This window comes from Bacillota bacterium (assembly GCA_013178305.1).
GTDB lineage: Bacteria > Bacillota > Sulfobacillia > JABLXB01 > JABLXB01 > JABLXB01.
Genome location: JABLXB010000001.1, coordinates 179,656 through 197,035 on the forward strand (window position 1 = coordinate 179,656; position 17,380 = coordinate 197,035).

The 17,380-nt window shown below is 63.4% G+C and carries 16 protein-coding genes and 1 pseudogene; 11 read left to right on the plus strand and 6 right to left on the minus strand.

Features of this window, described 5'->3' with window-relative positions:
• Positions 1–17 precede the first annotated feature (17 nt).
• From HPY55_00930 to HPY55_00960, 7 genes are all read left to right on the plus strand, one after another.
• Positions 18–953, plus strand: a complete 936-nt coding sequence (locus HPY55_00930; protein ID NPV69194.1) for a patatin-like phospholipase family protein — start codon at positions 18–20, stop codon at positions 951–953.
• Positions 954–1,110: 157 nt separating this feature from the next.
• Positions 1,111–2,277 carry a cysteine desulfurase gene (locus HPY55_00935; protein NPV69195.1) on the plus strand — a complete coding sequence of 389 codons (1,167 nt, stop codon included), beginning with the start codon at positions 1,111–1,113 and terminating at the stop codon, positions 2,275–2,277.
• 1 nt (position 2,278) lies between these two features.
• A complete protein-coding gene (thiI, locus tag HPY55_00940) occupies positions 2,279–3,445 on the plus strand; it encodes a tRNA 4-thiouridine(8) synthase ThiI (protein ID NPV69196.1) in 1,167 nt (388 codons plus the stop codon).
• Between the two features lie 22 nt (positions 3,446–3,467).
• Entirely contained in the window at positions 3,468–3,869 is a 402-nt protein-coding gene (locus HPY55_00945) for an OsmC family protein (GenBank protein ID NPV69197.1), read from the plus strand.
• A 103-nt stretch (positions 3,870–3,972) separates the two neighbouring features.
• Positions 3,973–4,173 (plus strand): hypothetical protein, encoded by a 201-nt coding sequence (locus HPY55_00950; protein ID NPV69198.1) that lies wholly within the window; start codon positions 3,973–3,975, stop codon positions 4,171–4,173.
• Positions 4,174–4,321: 148 nt separating this feature from the next.
• Positions 4,322–4,768, plus strand: coding sequence for an Hsp20/alpha crystallin family protein (locus HPY55_00955; GenBank protein NPV69199.1), 447 nt, complete (start codon positions 4,322–4,324; stop codon positions 4,766–4,768).
• A 44-nt stretch (positions 4,769–4,812) separates the two neighbouring features.
• Positions 4,813–5,310: a hypothetical protein gene (locus HPY55_00960; GenBank protein ID NPV69200.1), complete on the plus strand. Its 498-nt coding sequence runs from the start codon at positions 4,813–4,815 to the stop codon at positions 5,308–5,310.
• 306 nt (positions 5,311–5,616) lie between these two features.
• On the opposite strand, the gene HPY55_00965 is transcribed toward HPY55_00960, so the two are convergent.
• From HPY55_00965 to HPY55_00990, 6 genes are all read right to left on the minus strand, one after another.
• On the minus strand, positions 5,617–6,255 hold the full coding sequence (locus HPY55_00965) for a hypothetical protein (protein ID NPV69201.1): 639 nt from the start codon (positions 6,253–6,255) through the stop codon (positions 5,617–5,619).
• A 671-nt stretch (positions 6,256–6,926) separates the two neighbouring features.
• Positions 6,927–7,154 carry a hypothetical protein gene (locus tag HPY55_00970; protein NPV69202.1) on the minus strand — a complete coding sequence of 76 codons (228 nt, stop codon included), beginning with the start codon at positions 7,152–7,154 and terminating at the stop codon, positions 6,927–6,929.
• 34 nt (positions 7,155–7,188) lie between these two features.
• Positions 7,189–10,596: a hypothetical protein gene (locus HPY55_00975; protein NPV69203.1), complete on the minus strand. Its 3,408-nt coding sequence runs from the start codon at positions 10,594–10,596 to the stop codon at positions 7,189–7,191.
• 16 nt (positions 10,597–10,612) lie between these two features.
• On the minus strand, positions 10,613–11,212 hold the full coding sequence (locus tag HPY55_00980; GenBank protein ID NPV69204.1) for an isoprenylcysteine carboxylmethyltransferase family protein: 600 nt from the start codon (positions 11,210–11,212) through the stop codon (positions 10,613–10,615).
• A 261-nt stretch (positions 11,213–11,473) separates the two neighbouring features.
• A complete protein-coding gene (locus HPY55_00985) occupies positions 11,474–12,157 on the minus strand; it encodes an isoprenylcysteine carboxylmethyltransferase family protein (GenBank protein NPV69205.1) in 684 nt (227 codons plus the stop codon).
• 106 nt (positions 12,158–12,263) lie between these two features.
• Positions 12,264–14,573 (minus strand): sigma 54-interacting transcriptional regulator, encoded by a 2,310-nt coding sequence (locus HPY55_00990; GenBank protein ID NPV69206.1) that lies wholly within the window; start codon positions 14,571–14,573, stop codon positions 12,264–12,266.
• Between the two features lie 300 nt (positions 14,574–14,873).
• Between HPY55_00990 and HPY55_00995 the strand changes: the two are divergent.
• The 4 genes and pseudogenes from HPY55_00995 (at position 14,874) to HPY55_01010 (ending at position 17,370) form a co-directional block, all read left to right on the plus strand.
• Positions 14,874–15,275 (plus strand): annotated as a pseudogene (locus HPY55_00995) (PTS sugar transporter subunit IIA).
• A gap of 7 nt (positions 15,276–15,282) precedes the next feature.
• On the plus strand, positions 15,283–15,768 hold the full coding sequence (locus tag HPY55_01000) for a PTS sugar transporter subunit IIB (protein ID NPV69207.1): 486 nt from the start codon (positions 15,283–15,285) through the stop codon (positions 15,766–15,768).
• Between the two features lie 27 nt (positions 15,769–15,795).
• Positions 15,796–16,539: a PTS sugar transporter subunit IIC gene (locus tag HPY55_01005; GenBank protein ID NPV69208.1), complete on the plus strand. Its 744-nt coding sequence runs from the start codon at positions 15,796–15,798 to the stop codon at positions 16,537–16,539.
• Positions 16,540–16,548: 9 nt separating this feature from the next.
• Entirely contained in the window at positions 16,549–17,370 is an 822-nt protein-coding gene (locus HPY55_01010) for a PTS system mannose/fructose/sorbose family transporter subunit IID (GenBank protein NPV69209.1), read from the plus strand.
• Positions 17,371–17,380: the final 10 nt, after the last annotated feature.

The window sequence follows — 17,380 nt, forward strand, 5'->3', positions numbered from 1 at the left end:
GCTGGAGGGAACGGCACATGCCGTCTAAGATTCGCCTGGGCCGGCCGAGGGTCGGCCTGGCCCTGGGTGGGGGTGGCATGCGCGGGGCCGCGCATATAGGGGTCCTCAAGGTGCTTGAAGAGGAAAACGTGCGGATCGACTACATCGCGGGGACGAGCGTCGGGAGCATCGTCGCCGCGCTGTACGCCTGCGGGTACCGCGCCGCCGACCTGGTGGACCTGACCGTTTCCCTCAAGTCAGAGGATATCTTCGACTATACGTTCAGCTTCAGAAGAATTCTCGCCATGGCCGTGAAGGTGCTGTTCGACTACATGGCGGTCCCAACCGACTGGATGCCGAACCCGCCAATGGGCCTGATAAAGGGCAGGCATCTCGAGAATTGGGTGCATCAGATGACCGGCGGGAAGACGTTCCGCGACACGGAGATCCCGCTGGCGATTATCGCCGTCGACATCGACACTGGCCGCCAGGTGGTGTTCGCATCCAATTCCGCCACGAAGGCGCTGGGCAGGTGCTACCCGTCCGCGCTGATGGCCGAGGACGAACCGCTCTCGCTGGCGGTGCGGGCAAGCAGTGCGATCCCGATCATCTTCCTGCCCCGGAAATACGCCGGGATGAACCTGGTCGACGGGGCGCTCCTGAACAACGTGCCCGCCGACGCCCTCAAGGCCTGGGGGGCAGACGTCGTCATCGCCGTAGACCTGGAGTTCGCCAACCAGCGGGGCGCGCTCATCGACAACGCCGTCGAGGTGGTTATCCAGGCGATCGACATGATGGGCCAGGAGATCACCGACCTCAAGCTGGCCAAATACGCCGACGTCGTGGTGAGGCCGGACGTTTACGACGTCGGCCTCACCGACTTCCACCGGATCCCCGAACTCATACAACGTGGCGAACAGGCCACGCGCGAGGTCCTGCCCCAGATACGCCGGTTCATCCCCCCGTACGCTTAGCCGCCACCCGGGGTGTCCCACCCGGCCGCCCGGCCCCCGCCGCCTCCGGAAGGAAAAGCGCCCAAGCGATAGAAAAGCGGTAGAAAAGCCAATACGCCTCCTTCTCACGGAGGATAATAGAGCGTGTCCGGTCACAGGACGTCTTACGGGGGCGCTTATGGAGGGAACTCGGGCGGAAATATACCTGGATAATGCCGCAACCACGCGTGCGAGCGCCGAAGTCGCCGCGGAGGTTTCGCGCTGCCTTCTGGAGGCATACGGAAACCCCTCTTCCCTGCACCCGAAAGGAATCGAGGCTGAAGAGGTGGTGGACAGGGCCGCCCGCGCCGTGGCTTCGGCGCTCGGCGGGGGCAAGAGCAACATCGTATTCACGTCCGGAGGCACCGAGGCGAACAACCTCGCCATCTTCGGCGCGGTCTCCTGGCGCCGGCGGCCGGGAGCCAGGATAATCAGCAGTCGAATCGAGCACCCCTCGGTGTTCAACACGGTCAAGGAACTCGAGTCGCTGGGTTTTGAAGTCGTGTTCGCCGGTGTCGACCGCGACGGTGTTATAGACCTCGACGAGTTCCGGGGGCTACTTACGCCCGCCACGGTCCTGGTAAGCGTGATGCACGTCAACAACGAGACCGGCGCGGTGCAGCCACTGGACGCGATAGCGGCGGCGGTGCGCGCCTGTGACGGTAAACCCCTGCTGCACGTGGATGCCGTGCAGTCGCTCGGCCACGTCCCGTTCCGGCCCCAGGATTCAGGAGTCGACCTGGCCAGCGTCAGCGCGCATAAGGTGCACGGCCCCAAAGGGGTGGGCGCGCTCTGGATACGGGACGGCGTCCGGCTCCGGCCCATCATCTACGGGGGCGGACAGCAGCATTCCATCCGGAGCGGGACGGAGAACGTGCCGGGCATATCGGGGTTCGGGGTCGCTTGCTCGCAGATCGCCGCCGACCCGGGCTTCGCCGAGAGGGAGCTCGGGCCAATCCGCGAGACCCTGGCCAGGCGGATTGAATCCGAGATACCGGATGCCGCGCTGCTGAGCCCGCGCCACGGTGCGGCCCCACACATCCTGAACGTGGCGTTCCGCGGCGTCAAGGGCGAGGTCCTCGTGAGGATGCTGGGCTCCCGGGGCGTCCACGTCTCCACCGGCGCCGCGTGTTCCTCGCGCAAGGGCGAAACCAGCAGGGTGCTCGAGGCGATGGGAGTGCCCCGCGACCTCGCTGTGGGGTCGATAAGGCTGAGTCTCGGCAGGTACAACTCGCTCGCGGAGGTCGACACGGTCACCGGCCACTTGAAGGAGGTTGTGGCGGGACTCAGGGGGTTCCACAGGTAGAATGGAGAACGGAGTTATACTGCTGCGGTACGGCGAGATCGGCCTCAAGGGCCGGAACAGGTCCTTTTTCGAAGACACCCTCGTGAGAAACGTGTCCTCCTCGCTAGGGGACATCCCATCCCGGGTCACGAACGAATACGGCCGTGTAATCGCCCGCGTCCCCTGCGGAGAATCCCGCGCAGCCGTCGAACGCTTGAAGCGCGTGTTCGGCGTCGTGTCGTTGAGCCCCGCGGTGAGGGTACCCCTCAGCATAGAAGCGATCGAGGAGGCGGCGTACGACGCCCTCTCCGCCGCGGCGCGCCCGCCGTTCACGTTTAGAGTGAGTGCCAGCCGCGCCAACAAACGCTTCCCTCTCACCTCACCCGAGATAAACCGCGCGGTCGGGGCCTACATCCTGGACCGGTTCGACGGTGGGGCCTCGGTGGATCTACGAGACCCGACGGCCACCGCGTGGGTCGAAGTGCGCAGCGACGGGGCTTACGTATACTCGGAGGTGATACCCGGGCCCGGCGGCTTGCCGCTCGGTTCCAGCGGGAAGGGCCTGCTTCTCCTGTCGGGTGGCATCGACAGCCCCGTAGCAGGGTGGTACATGATGAAACGCGGCCTGCTCCTCGAGGCCCTGCATTTCTACAGCTTCCCATTCACTAGCGAGAAGTCGAAGCGTAAGGTCATGGACCTCTGCGAAACGCTGTCGACGTGGGGCTCGCCCGTGGTGCTCCACGTATGCCCGTTCGGCGAAGTCCAGCAAGAGATCGGCCGGACGTGTCCCGACGAGATGATCACCATAGTGATGCGCCGGATGATGCTGCGCATAGCGGAAAGGGTAGCCTTGAAGCAGGGCTGCCAGGCGCTGATTACGGGGGAGAGCGTCGGCCAGGTGGCCAGCCAGACCCTCGAGAGCATGGCCACCATCGGAAACGTCACGCGCATGACGATCCTCAGGCCGCTCTGTGGCCTGGACAAGACCGAGATCATAGCCAGGGCGCGGGAGATCGGGACATTCGGCACATCGATCCAGCCATACGAGGACTGCTGCGCGCTGTTCGTTCCGAAGAACCCCCGGACGAAACCCGGGCTCGAACAGGCCGAGTCCGCCGAGGGAGGGCTGGACGTTGAAGGACTTGTCAAGCAGGCCGTTGAACGGATAGAGACCATTACGCCGCAGTGATTACTGAAGTGAGGTGTTTCGAGTGCCGGTGGAAACGGTACACATCCAGTGGAAGGGAGAGCATGCGCTCGAGTCCAGGTTGCCCTCCGGAAAGGTAATCACCATCGATTCGGCCGGTCCGAAACCCCTGGAGATGGTCATCGCCAGCCTCGGTGGTTGCGCGGGTCTCACCGCGCTCGCGTTCGCCCAGAAGATGAGGTTAAACCTGACGAGGCTCGAGATCGAGGTGTCGGGGGACCTGGCCGACGGCAAAGTGCCGGCGATCAAGGGCGGGCGCCTGAAATACCGCCTCTGGGGGCCGGACCTCCAGAAGGAGCAGGTCGAGAGACTCGTGGAGCTTTGCGAGAAATACTGCCCGGTCTACCAGACGCTGAAGCATGCGGGTCCCATAGAACACTCGTACGAGATAAACCCGGCCTCCTGAACGGGCCGGACATGGAGGCGCCCCGCAGTCACATGGCGGGCGGGCATTGGGGCGGGCGCTCCGGTGCACACTACCGTACGGGTTCGAACTGGGGGTGTGTGCCGTGGCGTCTGAAGACTCGAAGGAGAGAATCAAGGCGGCCGAGGACCTTCACAAGCAGGCCGCTCGCAAGAGGATTAACCCATTCAAAACGCCTCCGAACGATCTCACCACCAAGGAAATGACCCCTCCGGAGGCGAAAGGGCAGGCCGCTCCAGACCTTCCCGTGTTCGGGCCGGAGGTTGAGGTAGAGCCGAAGCATTGATGAGTGAAAGGAAGCCCGGAGGGGCTTCCTTTCCTGGTGTCGGGCATTTTTGCTCGTGACTCCCGCCCGCGAAGCGGAATTACCCCGTCCGCCGCCGGACAACATAACCTTGACCATTCCACTTGACCATTCCAAAGGAGGTAGTCTCATGTCGTTGTTCAGGTACGACCCCGGGCGGGAACTTGCGAGGCTACGGGACGAGATCGGCCGGTTCATCGAACCCTTCAGGACTACGGCGCGCGAAGCAGGTCCCTGGCAACCGTCGGTGGACCTGTTCGAGAGCGGTGACAGCATCGTGGTGCGGGCCGATCTACCAGGCATCGATCCAAAGGACGTGGACGTGAGGGTCACCGACAACGCGGTGTCCATCAGGGGTGACATACAGCGAGAGCAGCGTACGGACGAGGAGGGCTTCTACTACAGCGAGCGACAGTACGGCACCTTCTTCAGGTCAATCCCGCTGCCGAGACAGGTGAGGCCCGAGCAGTCGCGGGCGACCTATAGGAACGGGATTCTCGAGATCACGATGCCCAAAGAGAGCGACGGCAGGGGAAAAGGCCACAGATTGGAGATCGACGCCGGGCCATCGCACTAGGTGACCCTGGAGACGCACCAGGACAGCGAGGGGGAGGTGATATTATGGCCCGGTTGACCGGAAACCCCGTGAGGGCGGTGGCAGTAGCGGTAGCGCTCTGCCTTGCGCTGGCGGCCGGGGGCTGTTCGGTTTCCCTCGGCGGTGGCCAGAAGCAGCAGTCGGAGGCGCAGGGCGGGGGCCAACAAGGTGGACAACAGGGGGCTCAGAGCGACCCCAAGATACAGGCCGCGATAAGGCAGGAGCTCCAGGCCGGCGAAGGCCGGAGGATCCTCGAGGAGGCAGTACGCGACACGAGGACTTCCATCACCATGGACGACCTGCTCAAATCGCCCAAAGGGCAGAAAATGATCCAGGATGAGCTGAAGAAGATAGTCTCGGCCCCGGAGATGCAGAAGACCCTGCAACAGCAGGTTTCGCAGTCCCTGCAGTCCCCCCAGGTTCAGGAGGCGATGCAGCGCGCCGTCAGAGATGCGCTGGTGAAATTGATACAGGGTGGCGCGGGTGCAGCAGGTGGCGCCAAAGGCGGCCAGCAAGGCAGTTGAGGGGACCAGGACGGCCAGGGCGGTGGCGGCTCGAGCTGACGGGGGGCGCAAGCCCGGCGGAGGGCGCAGGGCGGAGACGCCCTGCGGTAAACTCGAAGCCGGTGGCATCCCGGAGTCAACTCTGCGTCATCTCGGTGGATTTATGTAACCATTCGGCGGTCAGTTACGTAATATGTAACCGTCGAAGTGGCGCGAGCCGCATGAACACCGAGTCTACCCTTGAGGTGCCAGGCCTCCCCATCCCCTCCGGGCCGGTGCCTCCCAGGCGGGGACCCTTGTAGGGCCCCGCCTTAATTCGCTCCGTGCTCAGGATAACCTTTCTGGCGGCTGTAGCAGCGCCTCAAGTTGGCCGAGGGCTCCGGTCAGGCGTCCTGTGAACTCCTCCAGTGACGTTACCCTGTCGACTCCCGGCATCTTGAGCCAGTCGTCCACCACCGCGCGGACGGCCGACAGCCGGCCGGCGGCTCCGGCCAGCTTTTCCTCATATGCGCGGACCCTTTCGGTGAGTTCACGCTGCCTGGTCCGGAGGACAGCCAGTTCACCGGATGCGGTCTTCCCGGTCAGGGCCATCTCCGCGAGGGTCGCGAGGCCGCTGAGGAACCCACTCAGCTCGAGCGAGTCCAGACTCGTAGCCGACTTGAGGAACAAAGTGAGCGCCCTGAAGGCCGTATCGCCGTCACGCTCCGAGGTCACGGGCGCCGGCTCCTCCGTCGCCACCGGCGAGGCGTCCTCCCCACCGGACCCTTTGTTCTGCTTCAACCTGTAGTACTTCCACCGCGCCGTCAGCCAGCTGATGCCGTTGTCGTCGGCGAACCCCTTCAGGGCCTCACTGACATTGGCTCCCGCCGCGAGGCGGCCTTGCACGTACTGCCACAGTTCGGCCTCTTTGCCGGCCTTCCAGCGGATACGTTTGGACGGCGCGCCCTCTGTCGCAAGCATACTCATACAGCACACCTCTCAGATTTTTGTATGATATGTAAGAATACCCACATGACAACCCGAATATGCCAACACTGGTCAATGTCTGGATCTTGGGGAACTAAACTCATCTACGGGTAGTCTCTACTGAAGTAAATCTACTGGCTGAATCGGCCATTCGTGACCGAGGTGGTTACTCGATGGAGGACAAGGTGGATCTCCCCCTCAGAAAGGCTGTGCGTGATGATTTCCGAATACCCGGGAGTCCCGGTAAAAGGCCTCGAGAACGTGGCAATTGTGTACGAATGGGTGGAGTGGGATAGCTCGCTGAGAGTGTATTTGGAGGAAGAAGATAGCACCCAGTCGTTGCCTCTCCCGCGGGGGCCGTCTGGCTTCATTTGGTGACGAGCGGCGCCGACTACGAAGTCATTGTGGGCAAAGAGTAATGGGGAGCCCGATTAGAGGGCTCTCCATTACTCCATTTGCTTATGTCGTCAGAGTCTCAGGGTGGGCAGGCGCTCATCAACACGAGCAGCCGCCAGCGGGTCCCTTCGGAGCTGAAATAACGTCTCTTCACAGGAAGGGAACCGGCATGACTACTGCCAATCAATCGTCCTGACGAGTCCGGGTCAAGGGGATCAGGCTAGGCAAACGTGAGTTCCTGCCGGTGTGGGGCGCCAGATCCCGCTGGCTCCGGTTCATCGCCTGCTTCGCATGACGAGGAAAGCAAGGGTGTACACGACGGCGACGATTGCGTACGCGGGGATGACTATTACGGCAATGGTGAAGAATACGGGTTCTTCAACGTGTAGCAGGCCGCTAATGAGGTTATGCAGGACGACCGACCCGACCCATGCCACGCCGAGCGCGAGCACCCTGACTACATCCAGCCGGAGCCATCTGTTAAGGTTCCTGGAACGGTCCACACGACCCACCCCCTGTACTGGCTGGGTTCGCCGGCTACTCGAGGTTCACTCTTGCCACCCAGGTTTGCACTCCAGTGCCCGGCTTCTGCGTTGCAAGCAGTATCCTGTCGCCCGAGAGAAACGCGCACGAGACTACCGCGGGATTGCCTATCTCACCGGCGATCGCACGCCAGGTTTTCCCCCAGTCGGTGCTGAGATGAATCCGGAAAAACCGCCCGTCCGGCAGGTGGTAGCCACCGAGTAACCAGCCTGCCCTTTCGCGGGAGACCGCGATAATTCTGAACCTCCGGTCTTCGATGTTCGCCGGAAAGCGCGTCTCGGAGACGGCGCGTCCCTCATATGACAGGGATAACCTGCCCAGGTAGATGCGGTCTGGACCGATGCCGCCCACCCGACAATCAGAAGTCTCCGGAAGACTCGACGTGAACCGGGTGAACGTCCGGCCGCCGTCACCCGACCGGTAGAACGCCGTAGTCGCGGCGGAATAGGCCAGGAATTCAGCCGCGCCGCCCGGGCCGGCGAGCAGCTGGATACTCATGAGAGATGGGCCCGGCAATCCTCTGCATGCCGCCCAGGTCCGGCCACCGTCGTTGCTGAAATATGCGCCAGATCTGCCCCCGGACCCGCTCATGATCCATCCCACCAGGACCAGGTTGTCGGGGTTGGACCCGCTGGCCGCCAGTTCCAGGCCCTTCAAGCCCCCGACCGAGTAGAGCACGTTCCCAAATTTGCCCGGCACCTCACCCGTTTCCTCCCACGTATCGCCCCCGTCAATCGTCCGCACTATGACAGCCAGCGATTCCCGCTCGGAGTGCTCCACAGAGATGCCGTATGCAACTCCCGCCTTTTCTCCGGCCAAAGGCGCGACTGCCCTGAGCTCGCAGAGGCCCCTCCCGGGTTCAACAATCCGTGAGGCCTCCCAGTTGAGCCCGTCGCTGCTGGCCATAATCCGGCCCATATCTTGCTTCATAAACGCGTGCGCGCCACTGGCATACACCCACGACCACGCGTACCTGCCCGGGACGGGTTGCCCCCTCGTCCACGTGAGCGGCAATGCGGGGCGTTCCGGCTCTCGCCCGCCCGGCCATTCCCCGGTGGCTGCGCCCGGATCCAACGGAAGTTCTTTCACCCAGATAATTCCCGCCCCGTTGGTGAGGACGAACACCCCGGTGCCCGGTGCAACAGACAGCCCCACCACCTCTATTCCGGGGTTGAGGCCCGGGACTTCAAACCACGTGCCTCCGCGGTCGCGGGAATACCAAACGAGCCCACTGCGGTTACCCCTTAACAGGACGAGTCCCTCCCGCCCGGGGTGAGCGACGATTTCGCACAGGTCTTCGTACCAGGGGACGCCCTTGGACCAGGGATAACCGGGATCCGACGGCTTCCACGTTTCCCCCGCGTCACTGGTAACCGATACGCCCCCGTCCGTGACTGCGTACGCATATCTCGCGTCGAATGGGTCCGCCGCAATTCTCCTTATGTAATGCCCGGACAACCCGCGGATGCTTGAAGCCCACGCAGCATCATCCGTGGTCTTGACCCACACGCCATCGGCGGTCCCCGCCCACACCGACCCGGAAGGACCGATTGCCACGTCCGTGACGCCGGTCCCCAAGAGCCCTGCGGGCGTGAACGTCTTGCCCCCGTCGCGGCTGACGTGGACGCCGCCGGCCGTCGATGGTCCCGCCAGAGCGACCCACAGCGTCCCGGGGCGGTGCGGGTCGAAGACCACGGCCGAGACACCCCCGTCGGGGAATGCCTCCAGCCGCGACCAGTGCATGCCCGCGTCCGAGCTGTGGTACAGGTCGCCGGCCCGTACCCAGGGGGTCAGGCACCCCCGGACAACAATTGCGAATACGGAGTCCGCATTTCCGGGGTCCTGGACGAGCCGCGCCACTTCCCATTCGGCGTCATCCGGGAATCCGGTTGGCGTCAGCCGTCCCCAGCGTCCATCGTCGCCGCGCCTCCAGAACTCCCTCGTAGGGGAGCATGCGTAGCGGGGCATGCCACCGGGTGCGGCTGCGGTAGCGTATATCGTGGTGCACGCCAGGCCGTCGTCCAGCGAAACCCACGTGGCGCCTGAATCCGGAGATTTCCAGAGGTGATCGCCGCAGGCCAGGTAGATGTCTTGTCCATCGGAGCACACCGCGTGGGGAATCCCTGACGGTACGACCACCCGCCGCCATGAAGCGCCTCCATCGTCGCTGACGGCCGCCTCGCCGCCCTGTTCGGCGAGAACGAGAACTGAGCCGGCTGCCAAGACTGGAGCAACGTAGGGGTTCGGCGCAATCCCGGGGTCGAGTTTGGCCCATGTCAGACCCCCGTCCCTGGTGGACCAGATGCCCTGAAGGCCGGCGGAGTACACAACACTGCCGTCCGGTGAGGCGGCGAAAGCGAGTACGCCCTCGACAGGCCCATAATTCCAGGTCCGGCCACCGTCGGTCGAGACCTTGACCCTGCCGGCGCCGCTTTCAACTCCAGAACACCCCGAGCCGAGCAGCAGGGCTCCCGTCCGCGGGTGGACTACGATGTCGCCCATCAGATAGCTCGCGACACTCGAACCCGTCCTCGCCCACGTCAGGCCACCGTCGGTGCTCCGGTAGAGCGTGACGGTGCTGCCGCCGATCATGCTACCCTCTGCATACGCCGCATAGGCCGTCTTGCCCGTGGGGTCGAACGTCATCGTAAACAGGTCGGGAAGGCCCTTGACCCCCGTCCACGTTCGACCGCCGTCCGCGCTTCGATCGAGTCCATAGCCATTTGAGTAGAATACCACCTGTGGATTACTCGGGTTGACCGCCAGCATCTGTGGAAACCCGCCCTCCAGCCCAAGGTGCTCCCACGTCATACCTCTATCCGAGCTGACATACAGGCCGTTGTGAATAGTGGCGATGTAGACCCGCTCGCCCCCCGGTGTGGCGGCGATGCGCATCACCGTAGCCCCGAACGGACCCAGGTTCTCCCGGCCAAGCCTGGCGGCCATCTCGGGCGATAGGACCTTCACCAGGCCGACGCGCGCGTCGTACACGACCTCCGCGCCGCAGAGCCTGTATACCTCGGCGGGAACCATGACATCGTCGTTCCGCCAGGAGCATGGGTCCTTCAGCGTCAACGAGTTCCCGGACACCGTCACCGTCGAAGAGCCGGCCCGCACCACAACCCGGTTCAGGTCTCGTGTGGCCTCGGCCATCCTGGTTTTCGGGTCAAGTTCGACCCGCCAGCCCATGGCCTCGAACACGGCTCTGGCTGGCAACATGATACTCAGCCAAGAACGCTCCGCCAGAGCCCCGGGCGCAAGCGGTTTCCCGTCCACCAGGACATGATGGAGTTCCAAGGCGGGTGCGGCCCACGCGGGCGCAGGCGACAAGCCGGCTATGCCAACAAGCAATGCCAGTACAAGCGCCAGCGCAATCCGGTTCTCGCGTCGCCGTGTTCTCAACACCTGACCCACTCCTTCACCGGCGAACGATGGGTAAAACGCGCCCGGTATACTTTATGTACTCCAGGTATTCGTCCCCGAAATGCTGGACCAGCATCTCTTCCTCCCTAGGCACCCGGTGGAAGTAAGCGGGCAGGTAAGTAACCAAACCGGCGAGGCCCGCGATCCAGTTTTGGAGGAGCAGCGGTTGTGCGAGGGCCCACAGCCAGTGTGCGGCGTAGATCGGGTGACGGATGTATCGATATACGCCGGTCGTCACCAGCTTCTGGCCCTCTATCAACTGTACCTTCGAGGACCAGTTCCTTCCGAGATCCGCGTGAGCCCGCCATAGTAGCCACAAACCCAGCGCAAACACGGTCATACCGGCCAATCCCAGCGCCGTAACCGCAACCGGAGGCAAGCGCCAGTCGGCGAAGTCCAGCCACCGTGTGGCTATCTGAAGCACCGGTAACAGCTGCATACCCACAAAGGTCAGAGGCATGACAACCCATTCGAAGGCTGTCGTCCGGTTCTCCCTCACCCTGTTCCGGATGTTTCGCTTCACGTGCGGCATCCGGATCACGTAGGCCAGGATGATGTCAACCACGAACACCACCCGGAAAAAACTCGCCCCCACTCACAAATTCCACCTTTCCCTACGCCGGATCGCATAACCCGGGGGCTTCGGGTGCGCCGTCACCGTATGACGCCCTGGCGCGAGACGTGCCCTCCCTGGGTTATCATTGCCAGCACCTTGATTTTACCACGGTGGAGCAGGCATAATCAGGCCACCCCGCAGGCCCTCATGGATGCCATTCGGGATGCGGGCTATACACCCGAGACAGCGTGAGCGAGATGTCATGAGCAAGCGCCCCGGGCCAGCCGGGGCGCTTCGGCATCACCACACGCCGGGCAACAGCCTGTAGCGAACTCGCGCAGCGTAATCCTTGTAGCCGTCCAGTTCACGCTGCAACGTGGCGTCCTCCAGGGCTGTCCTGAGAACCGTCAGCAATACCGTCGCTCCGGCCGGAACGAACGCCCATGCCGAGCCGAGGAGCAGAGGCGCGCCGAGTGTGAACATGACCATCCCCACGTAGCCGGGATGTCTCAAGTACCGGTACGGCCCCGCCGTGGCGACCTGGTGGCCGCGTTCTTTCTGAATGCGGACGACGCCCGCGAAGAACTTGTTGGAGACCATGGCCCAGCTGAAGACGCCATAGCCGGCTACGATCAGGCCTGCCCCTGCAAGGCGCGCTGAGAGGCTGGTTTCCGGTGTCCACCCAAACCTTTCGTCCAAACCGGCCACGACCCAAATCGCCATGGGTCCAATAAGGCTGACGAGCAGGGCAAGTACGCGGTCCCAACCCTTCGTCCCTTCCTTTGCTTCCGCGCGCTCAGCGATCAGCTCGGGGTGCCTCGGAAGGAGTACGAGCGAGTTCACCACGACGGTCAGGGCGTAGAGTGCGACGTGGGCCCACCCCCAGGTCCACGCGAGACGTCCGGCGGCCGCCATGAGGATTGCGGCCTGCATGACCGCGATCACGGCAATTTGCAGAAACCTCTTGAGTATCAGCCGGCTCATGCGGATCCCTCCCCGGGTCGTTTCAGCGATCCGCCAGGTCTACTGACGGACCCCCAACCGGTGGTAGTATATACCAGCGGGACCGGTTTCTCAACCATGAACACTGTCAGGGGAGTTCACTTTCGATGATCTGGGAGAGGATCAGCACCTCGTCGTCCGGTACCTTGAGTTCGAAGCTGCTCTCGACGTGAGCCAGCGCGCACCGGACCTGCTGCGCCAGCAAGCCCTGCAAGTCGTCGGACCCGATGTGCCTCGATGTTGCCGCACCCTCGATGGAGCCCGAGGATTTACGCGTTACGAGCCTCTCGAGCATGCAGGCCGTATGGACCATCAGGCGGACCCTCACTGCCTTGCTGAAACTCCTCCCGAGCCCGCTTTCCAGGGTTCGCACAAACGTCTCGGCCTCCGAGAGCGCCTTGTGGGGGTTCAGGAAAACCATGCTGTCCAGTAGCGTGTCCATAGTCAGGCTGCCAGCCATTGAGAACTCGTACGTGTCCATGCGGGCCGGGTCGAGTCCAAGCAAGTCCACGAGCTCTTTCAGCCCGTCTCCCATGACGAGGTCTTCAACCGGGATGAACGGTACTCCGGGAAGCCTCGGGTCCACGCTCCCGATAGCCGCGACCACGCCGCAGGGATTCAGGTATCCGGAATCCAGGAGTCTGTCTATACCGCGCTCACCACAACACACTACCGACACACTATCGCCGAAAATGCTTCTCAGCGTGTCGCGGATCCTCGCCGCGGCGCCCTCCCCCGAGTAGCAGGTGGCGAGGATTACGGGCTTGCCGGCGGCCTGTCGCGACGCCTGGTACCCGGCGTATTCCCCCATTGCCGAGATGAGAAACCGCGTGAGGTAAACCATCTCCCTCGCCGGCATCTCAACCCCAAGGTCTTCCTCGAGCCCCCGAAGTACTGTCTCGGCGGCCGTACGCTGGGCCGGCGTGGCTGCGGCGGGGAATTCCTCAGCAGGGCCGGCAGAATCCAACCGGCCGATCGCAGCCGCGAGGTGAAGCGCGAGCCGGAGGTGGTGCGCCGAGTCGAACGTGACGCCGAGCAACCCCGAGGCGGACTCGAGTGCCCGGGTCGTCGCTCGCCTGATGTGGCCCGGGACCAGGTATTCCACGAGCCCAGCCGCGCCCGAACGGGCTTTCCGCTGCAGGGTGGAGCGGCCATCGGTCTCGAGATGCTCGATGACGGATGAAAACGCCTCGTCCATCCTTGCGCCGCTATCCATCATCTGAGACAATTCGTTGAGGATGTTCCGCTGCGAGACGCCCTGCGGGAGGCCGGGCCTTACGGTTAGCGGCTCCGAGCCGTCGCCCGCGTCCCTGGCCGCACCGACGCAGACTACTCTCCTGCCCGCGCCCGACTTCAGCAGCGCTTTCGCGACAGCGAGCTGGATCACGCTGCGCAGATGCCCCAGGTTGCCGTCGCCGCGGAAATCCACCCACCTGTCGAAGGTCACCTGATCGACCGAGACCGGCCTACCGAGGTGGTCGGCCTCCCTGGCCAGGAGGTGCCTGACGACCAGGACCCTTTCCCCCACCGACCAGTCACCGAACGCGGGCATGTTTATCAGCACGGGGACTCGCCTCAGGAACGTCTGGAGTAGGGCTGAGTCCGGAACCTCGGTGGTGCACGATATGATGGTCACGCCGGCGCGGCGCTCCTGCCGCGACTCCCCTACTCTACGGTAGATCCCCGAGTCCATGAGCAGGAACAGCATTTCCTGGGCGGATGGCGGCAGGCGGTGAACCTCGTCTAGCAGGAGAATCCCGCCGTCGGCCCTCTCGATGAGTCCGGCGCGGTCGCTGTCCGCCCCGGTGAAAGCCCCCTTGACGTGGCCGAAAAGGTGGCTCGCGAGCAATTCCTCGTTCCTCGCGTATTCCGCGCAGTTGAACACGACGAGCGGGGCGCTGGGCGGCAGCGAACCGGATTGAACCGCGAAATCGTGCATAGCGTGGGCGAGCATCGTCTTGCCGGACCCCGTCGGCCCGGTGATAAGCGTGTGCAGCCCCCCTGGGTAGATCATCGCGGCCTTGGCCTTCTCGACGACTACCTGCAGCGTTCCGTCATATCCGATTATCTTCCGGAACGCCTCTGGCTGGTCGCTGTGGACACCGGGCCCGGACGTGCCCAGCTGCCGGGCGTGTCCGCCCGGGCTCGCCTGTTCACCCCGCGCCGCCGCGCCGGCAGCCTGATCCTTACCGGCTGCGGCCAGGTCAAACCTGACCGGTCGCCCCGCGGACTTTACGAGACTCCCTTCAGCACACAGCCGGTTGAGTTCGCGGCTCGCGTTTTCCCTCGAGATCCCGCAGCGTGCCGCCACCTCGACGGCGGTTACCCCGGAGAACCCCGGCCCCCCGCCTGCGCGCAATTCCGCTATCACGTTCGTTACCCTTTGCCTGCGCCTCACTCACACATCACCGCACACTCCCGCCGGACTGCGGACATCGCCCGGGGTCCTCGGATGACACACTATCCGGCATGTCTCTTGCAACTGATACTCGTCAATACGTCGCACCGGCACGAGGAAGCCGCAGGCCTTCGAGTCTGCGTCGAGTTTACGCCGAGTTCACAGCGGGTTCACGTCGTCCTTTGCGTTACTCTCAGCATAGCATTGTGCGCGGATGACACACAAGCATCCGGCACTGTGCCGGCACAGGCCGGGGCGCATGGCGAACCTTTGACTCAGGGGTGAGGTCTTACGGTCAGCGTCGTCGTCGTCAGCCATGGACCGCTAGCGGGAGCGCTCGTCAAGAGCCTCCGCATGATCGCCGGACAGGTCCCGGTCCATGCGATCGAACTCGAACCTGGTGAGAATGGAGACAAGATACTCGGGGAGCTCGAGAGGATATCCTCAAACAGCCCGGACGGAACCCTCGTCCTGGTCGACGTCTTCGGTGGGACCCCGTTCAACGCGTCAATGCAGCTGATGCGCGGCCCGTCGGTCGAATGCGTTTCGGGAGTCAACCTCCCGATGCTGCTCGAAGTGGCAATGGCCCTTCAAGGCGGGACGGCGGACAGCCTCGATGCCCTGGCGCGGATGGCCGCGGAGTCGGGTAAGAACGGCATCAAGAACGCCCGTGAGAGTCTATCCCCGGCTGGGGGGAGGTGAAATCCGTTTGTTTTCTCTGGTACGTATCGACGACAGGCTTATACACGGGCAGGTCGTGACAATGTGGGTACGGCAGGTCAACGCCAACGAGATATGGGTCGTTGACGACACCGTGGCGGCCGACAGTTTCACCCAAAGCGTTCTGCAGATGGTGTGCCCCAAGGAGGTCGCGCTTTCGGTACTGTCCCTGGCAGGGGCGGCGGAGCAGCTGGCGGCGGCACAGGCCGCGTCAACACGAAGGCTCCTCGTACTGGTGAAGCGCCCCTCAGTGGTGCTGAAGCTGATGGACGCAGGGCTCAGATTGACGGAGGTCAATATCGGCGGAATGGGCGCAGGCCCTGGGCGCAAGGGCTTCTACAGGTCGGTTTCGGTCAGCCCGGAAGACGTGGCCGATCTGAGAGCGCTGACCGGGAGAGGGGTCCGTGTGTACATCCAGGGAATACCCACAGATCCGGTCTTCGATGTAGGTAGAGCGCTGGCCAACTGGCAGTAGCAGTCACAGACAAGGAGGTAAGTGAGGATGTTTTTCCAAGCCGCCCTCGTAGCAATAATCACCTGGGTGGTCGCCACGTACCTGCCCATGAGCGTGCGCTGGGCACTGTACTTCGGCGGCCCACTGATGGCAGGACTCATCGACGGTTTGATCTTCGGTAACGTCCCGCTCGGACTGCAAATCGGCGCCACGATCCAGATGGCTTACGTTGGTCTCGTGGCCGCGGGTGGAACGCTCCCCTCCGACCTGGCCCTCGCCGGTTACCTGGGAGTGGCGCTCGGGATCATCGCCAACGCCACCCCCGAGGTTGCGATGACACTGGCAGTCCCCCTCGGGCTGCTCGGGTTGCTCGCGTTTAACACCCGCATGACCCTGAACGCGTTCTGGGTGCACAAGGCCGACGAGTACGCCGAGAAGGGCGATACGCGCGGTATCATCCTGATGAACGTCGTGTGCTCGCAGATCTTTCCGTTCCTCGTGTATGTTCCGACCACCTTCCTCGCGATCTACTATGGTAGCGGCTGGGTAAACACGGCGCTCACGCAGCTCCCCAAGTGGCTCATCGATGCGCTCAAGGTCACCGGCGGGCTGCTCCCCGCGCTCGGTCTCGGCATGCTCCTGAAGTTCCTGGCCAAGCCGGGCCTGATACCTTACCTGTTCCTGGGCTGGGTCATGGCCACCTACCTCAAGATGGACGTAATGGCCGTGGCCATTGTCGGCGCGTGCATCGGTGCCTTAAGACTATACCGCGAACGCGAGAAGGCAGCGTAAAGGGGGGTAATGAGGATGACCGAAAGAAAGACGCTGGACAAAGTCACACTACGGAAGTCGTTCCTGTGCTGGCTATTCTTCCTGCAGACAAACTACAACTTCGAGCGCCTGCAGTCGCTCGGCATATGCCATTCCATGATTCCGGTGCTCACCAGGCTCTACCAGAAGAAAGAGGACCTGGTCGCCGCCCTGAAGCGTCACCTCACGTTCTTCAACACCGAACCCACGTGGGGCTCCATGATACCCGGCCTCTGCGCCGCCCTTGAAGAGGAGAGGGCTAACGACCAGCCGATATCGGACGAGATGATCAACTCCCTCAAGACCGCGCTCATGGGGCCGCTGGCAGGCATCGGTGACACCATTACCCAGGGCCTGATGAAGACCGTCTTCCTCGCGATCGGCATCGACCTCGCCATCAAGGGCAACGCGATGGGCCCCGTGATCTTCTTCCTTCTCATGAGCGGGTATGCCATCGGCGTGAGCTGGTTCATGTTCTACACCGGCTACAGGCTCGGCAAGAACGCGATACAGCAGATGCTCCAGAGCAACATCCTAGATCGGGTGACGTCGGCGCTGTCAGTGCTCGGGCTCATGGTGACCGGAGCGCTTGCCGCGGGCCGCGTAAGCCTCCAGACCCCGGTCAAGTTCACCATCGGGAAGACGGCGGTCGCGCTGCAGCCGATCCTGAACCAGATCATGCCCGGCCTGCTCGGGTTGGCGTTTCTCCTCATCGTGTGGCAGTGGCTGAGGAAGGGCGTCTCTCCGGTCAGGGTGATCGGCTACATCTTCGCGATCGGGTTCGCGTGCAGCCTGCTCAAGATACTGGCGTAGGGAGTGAAGC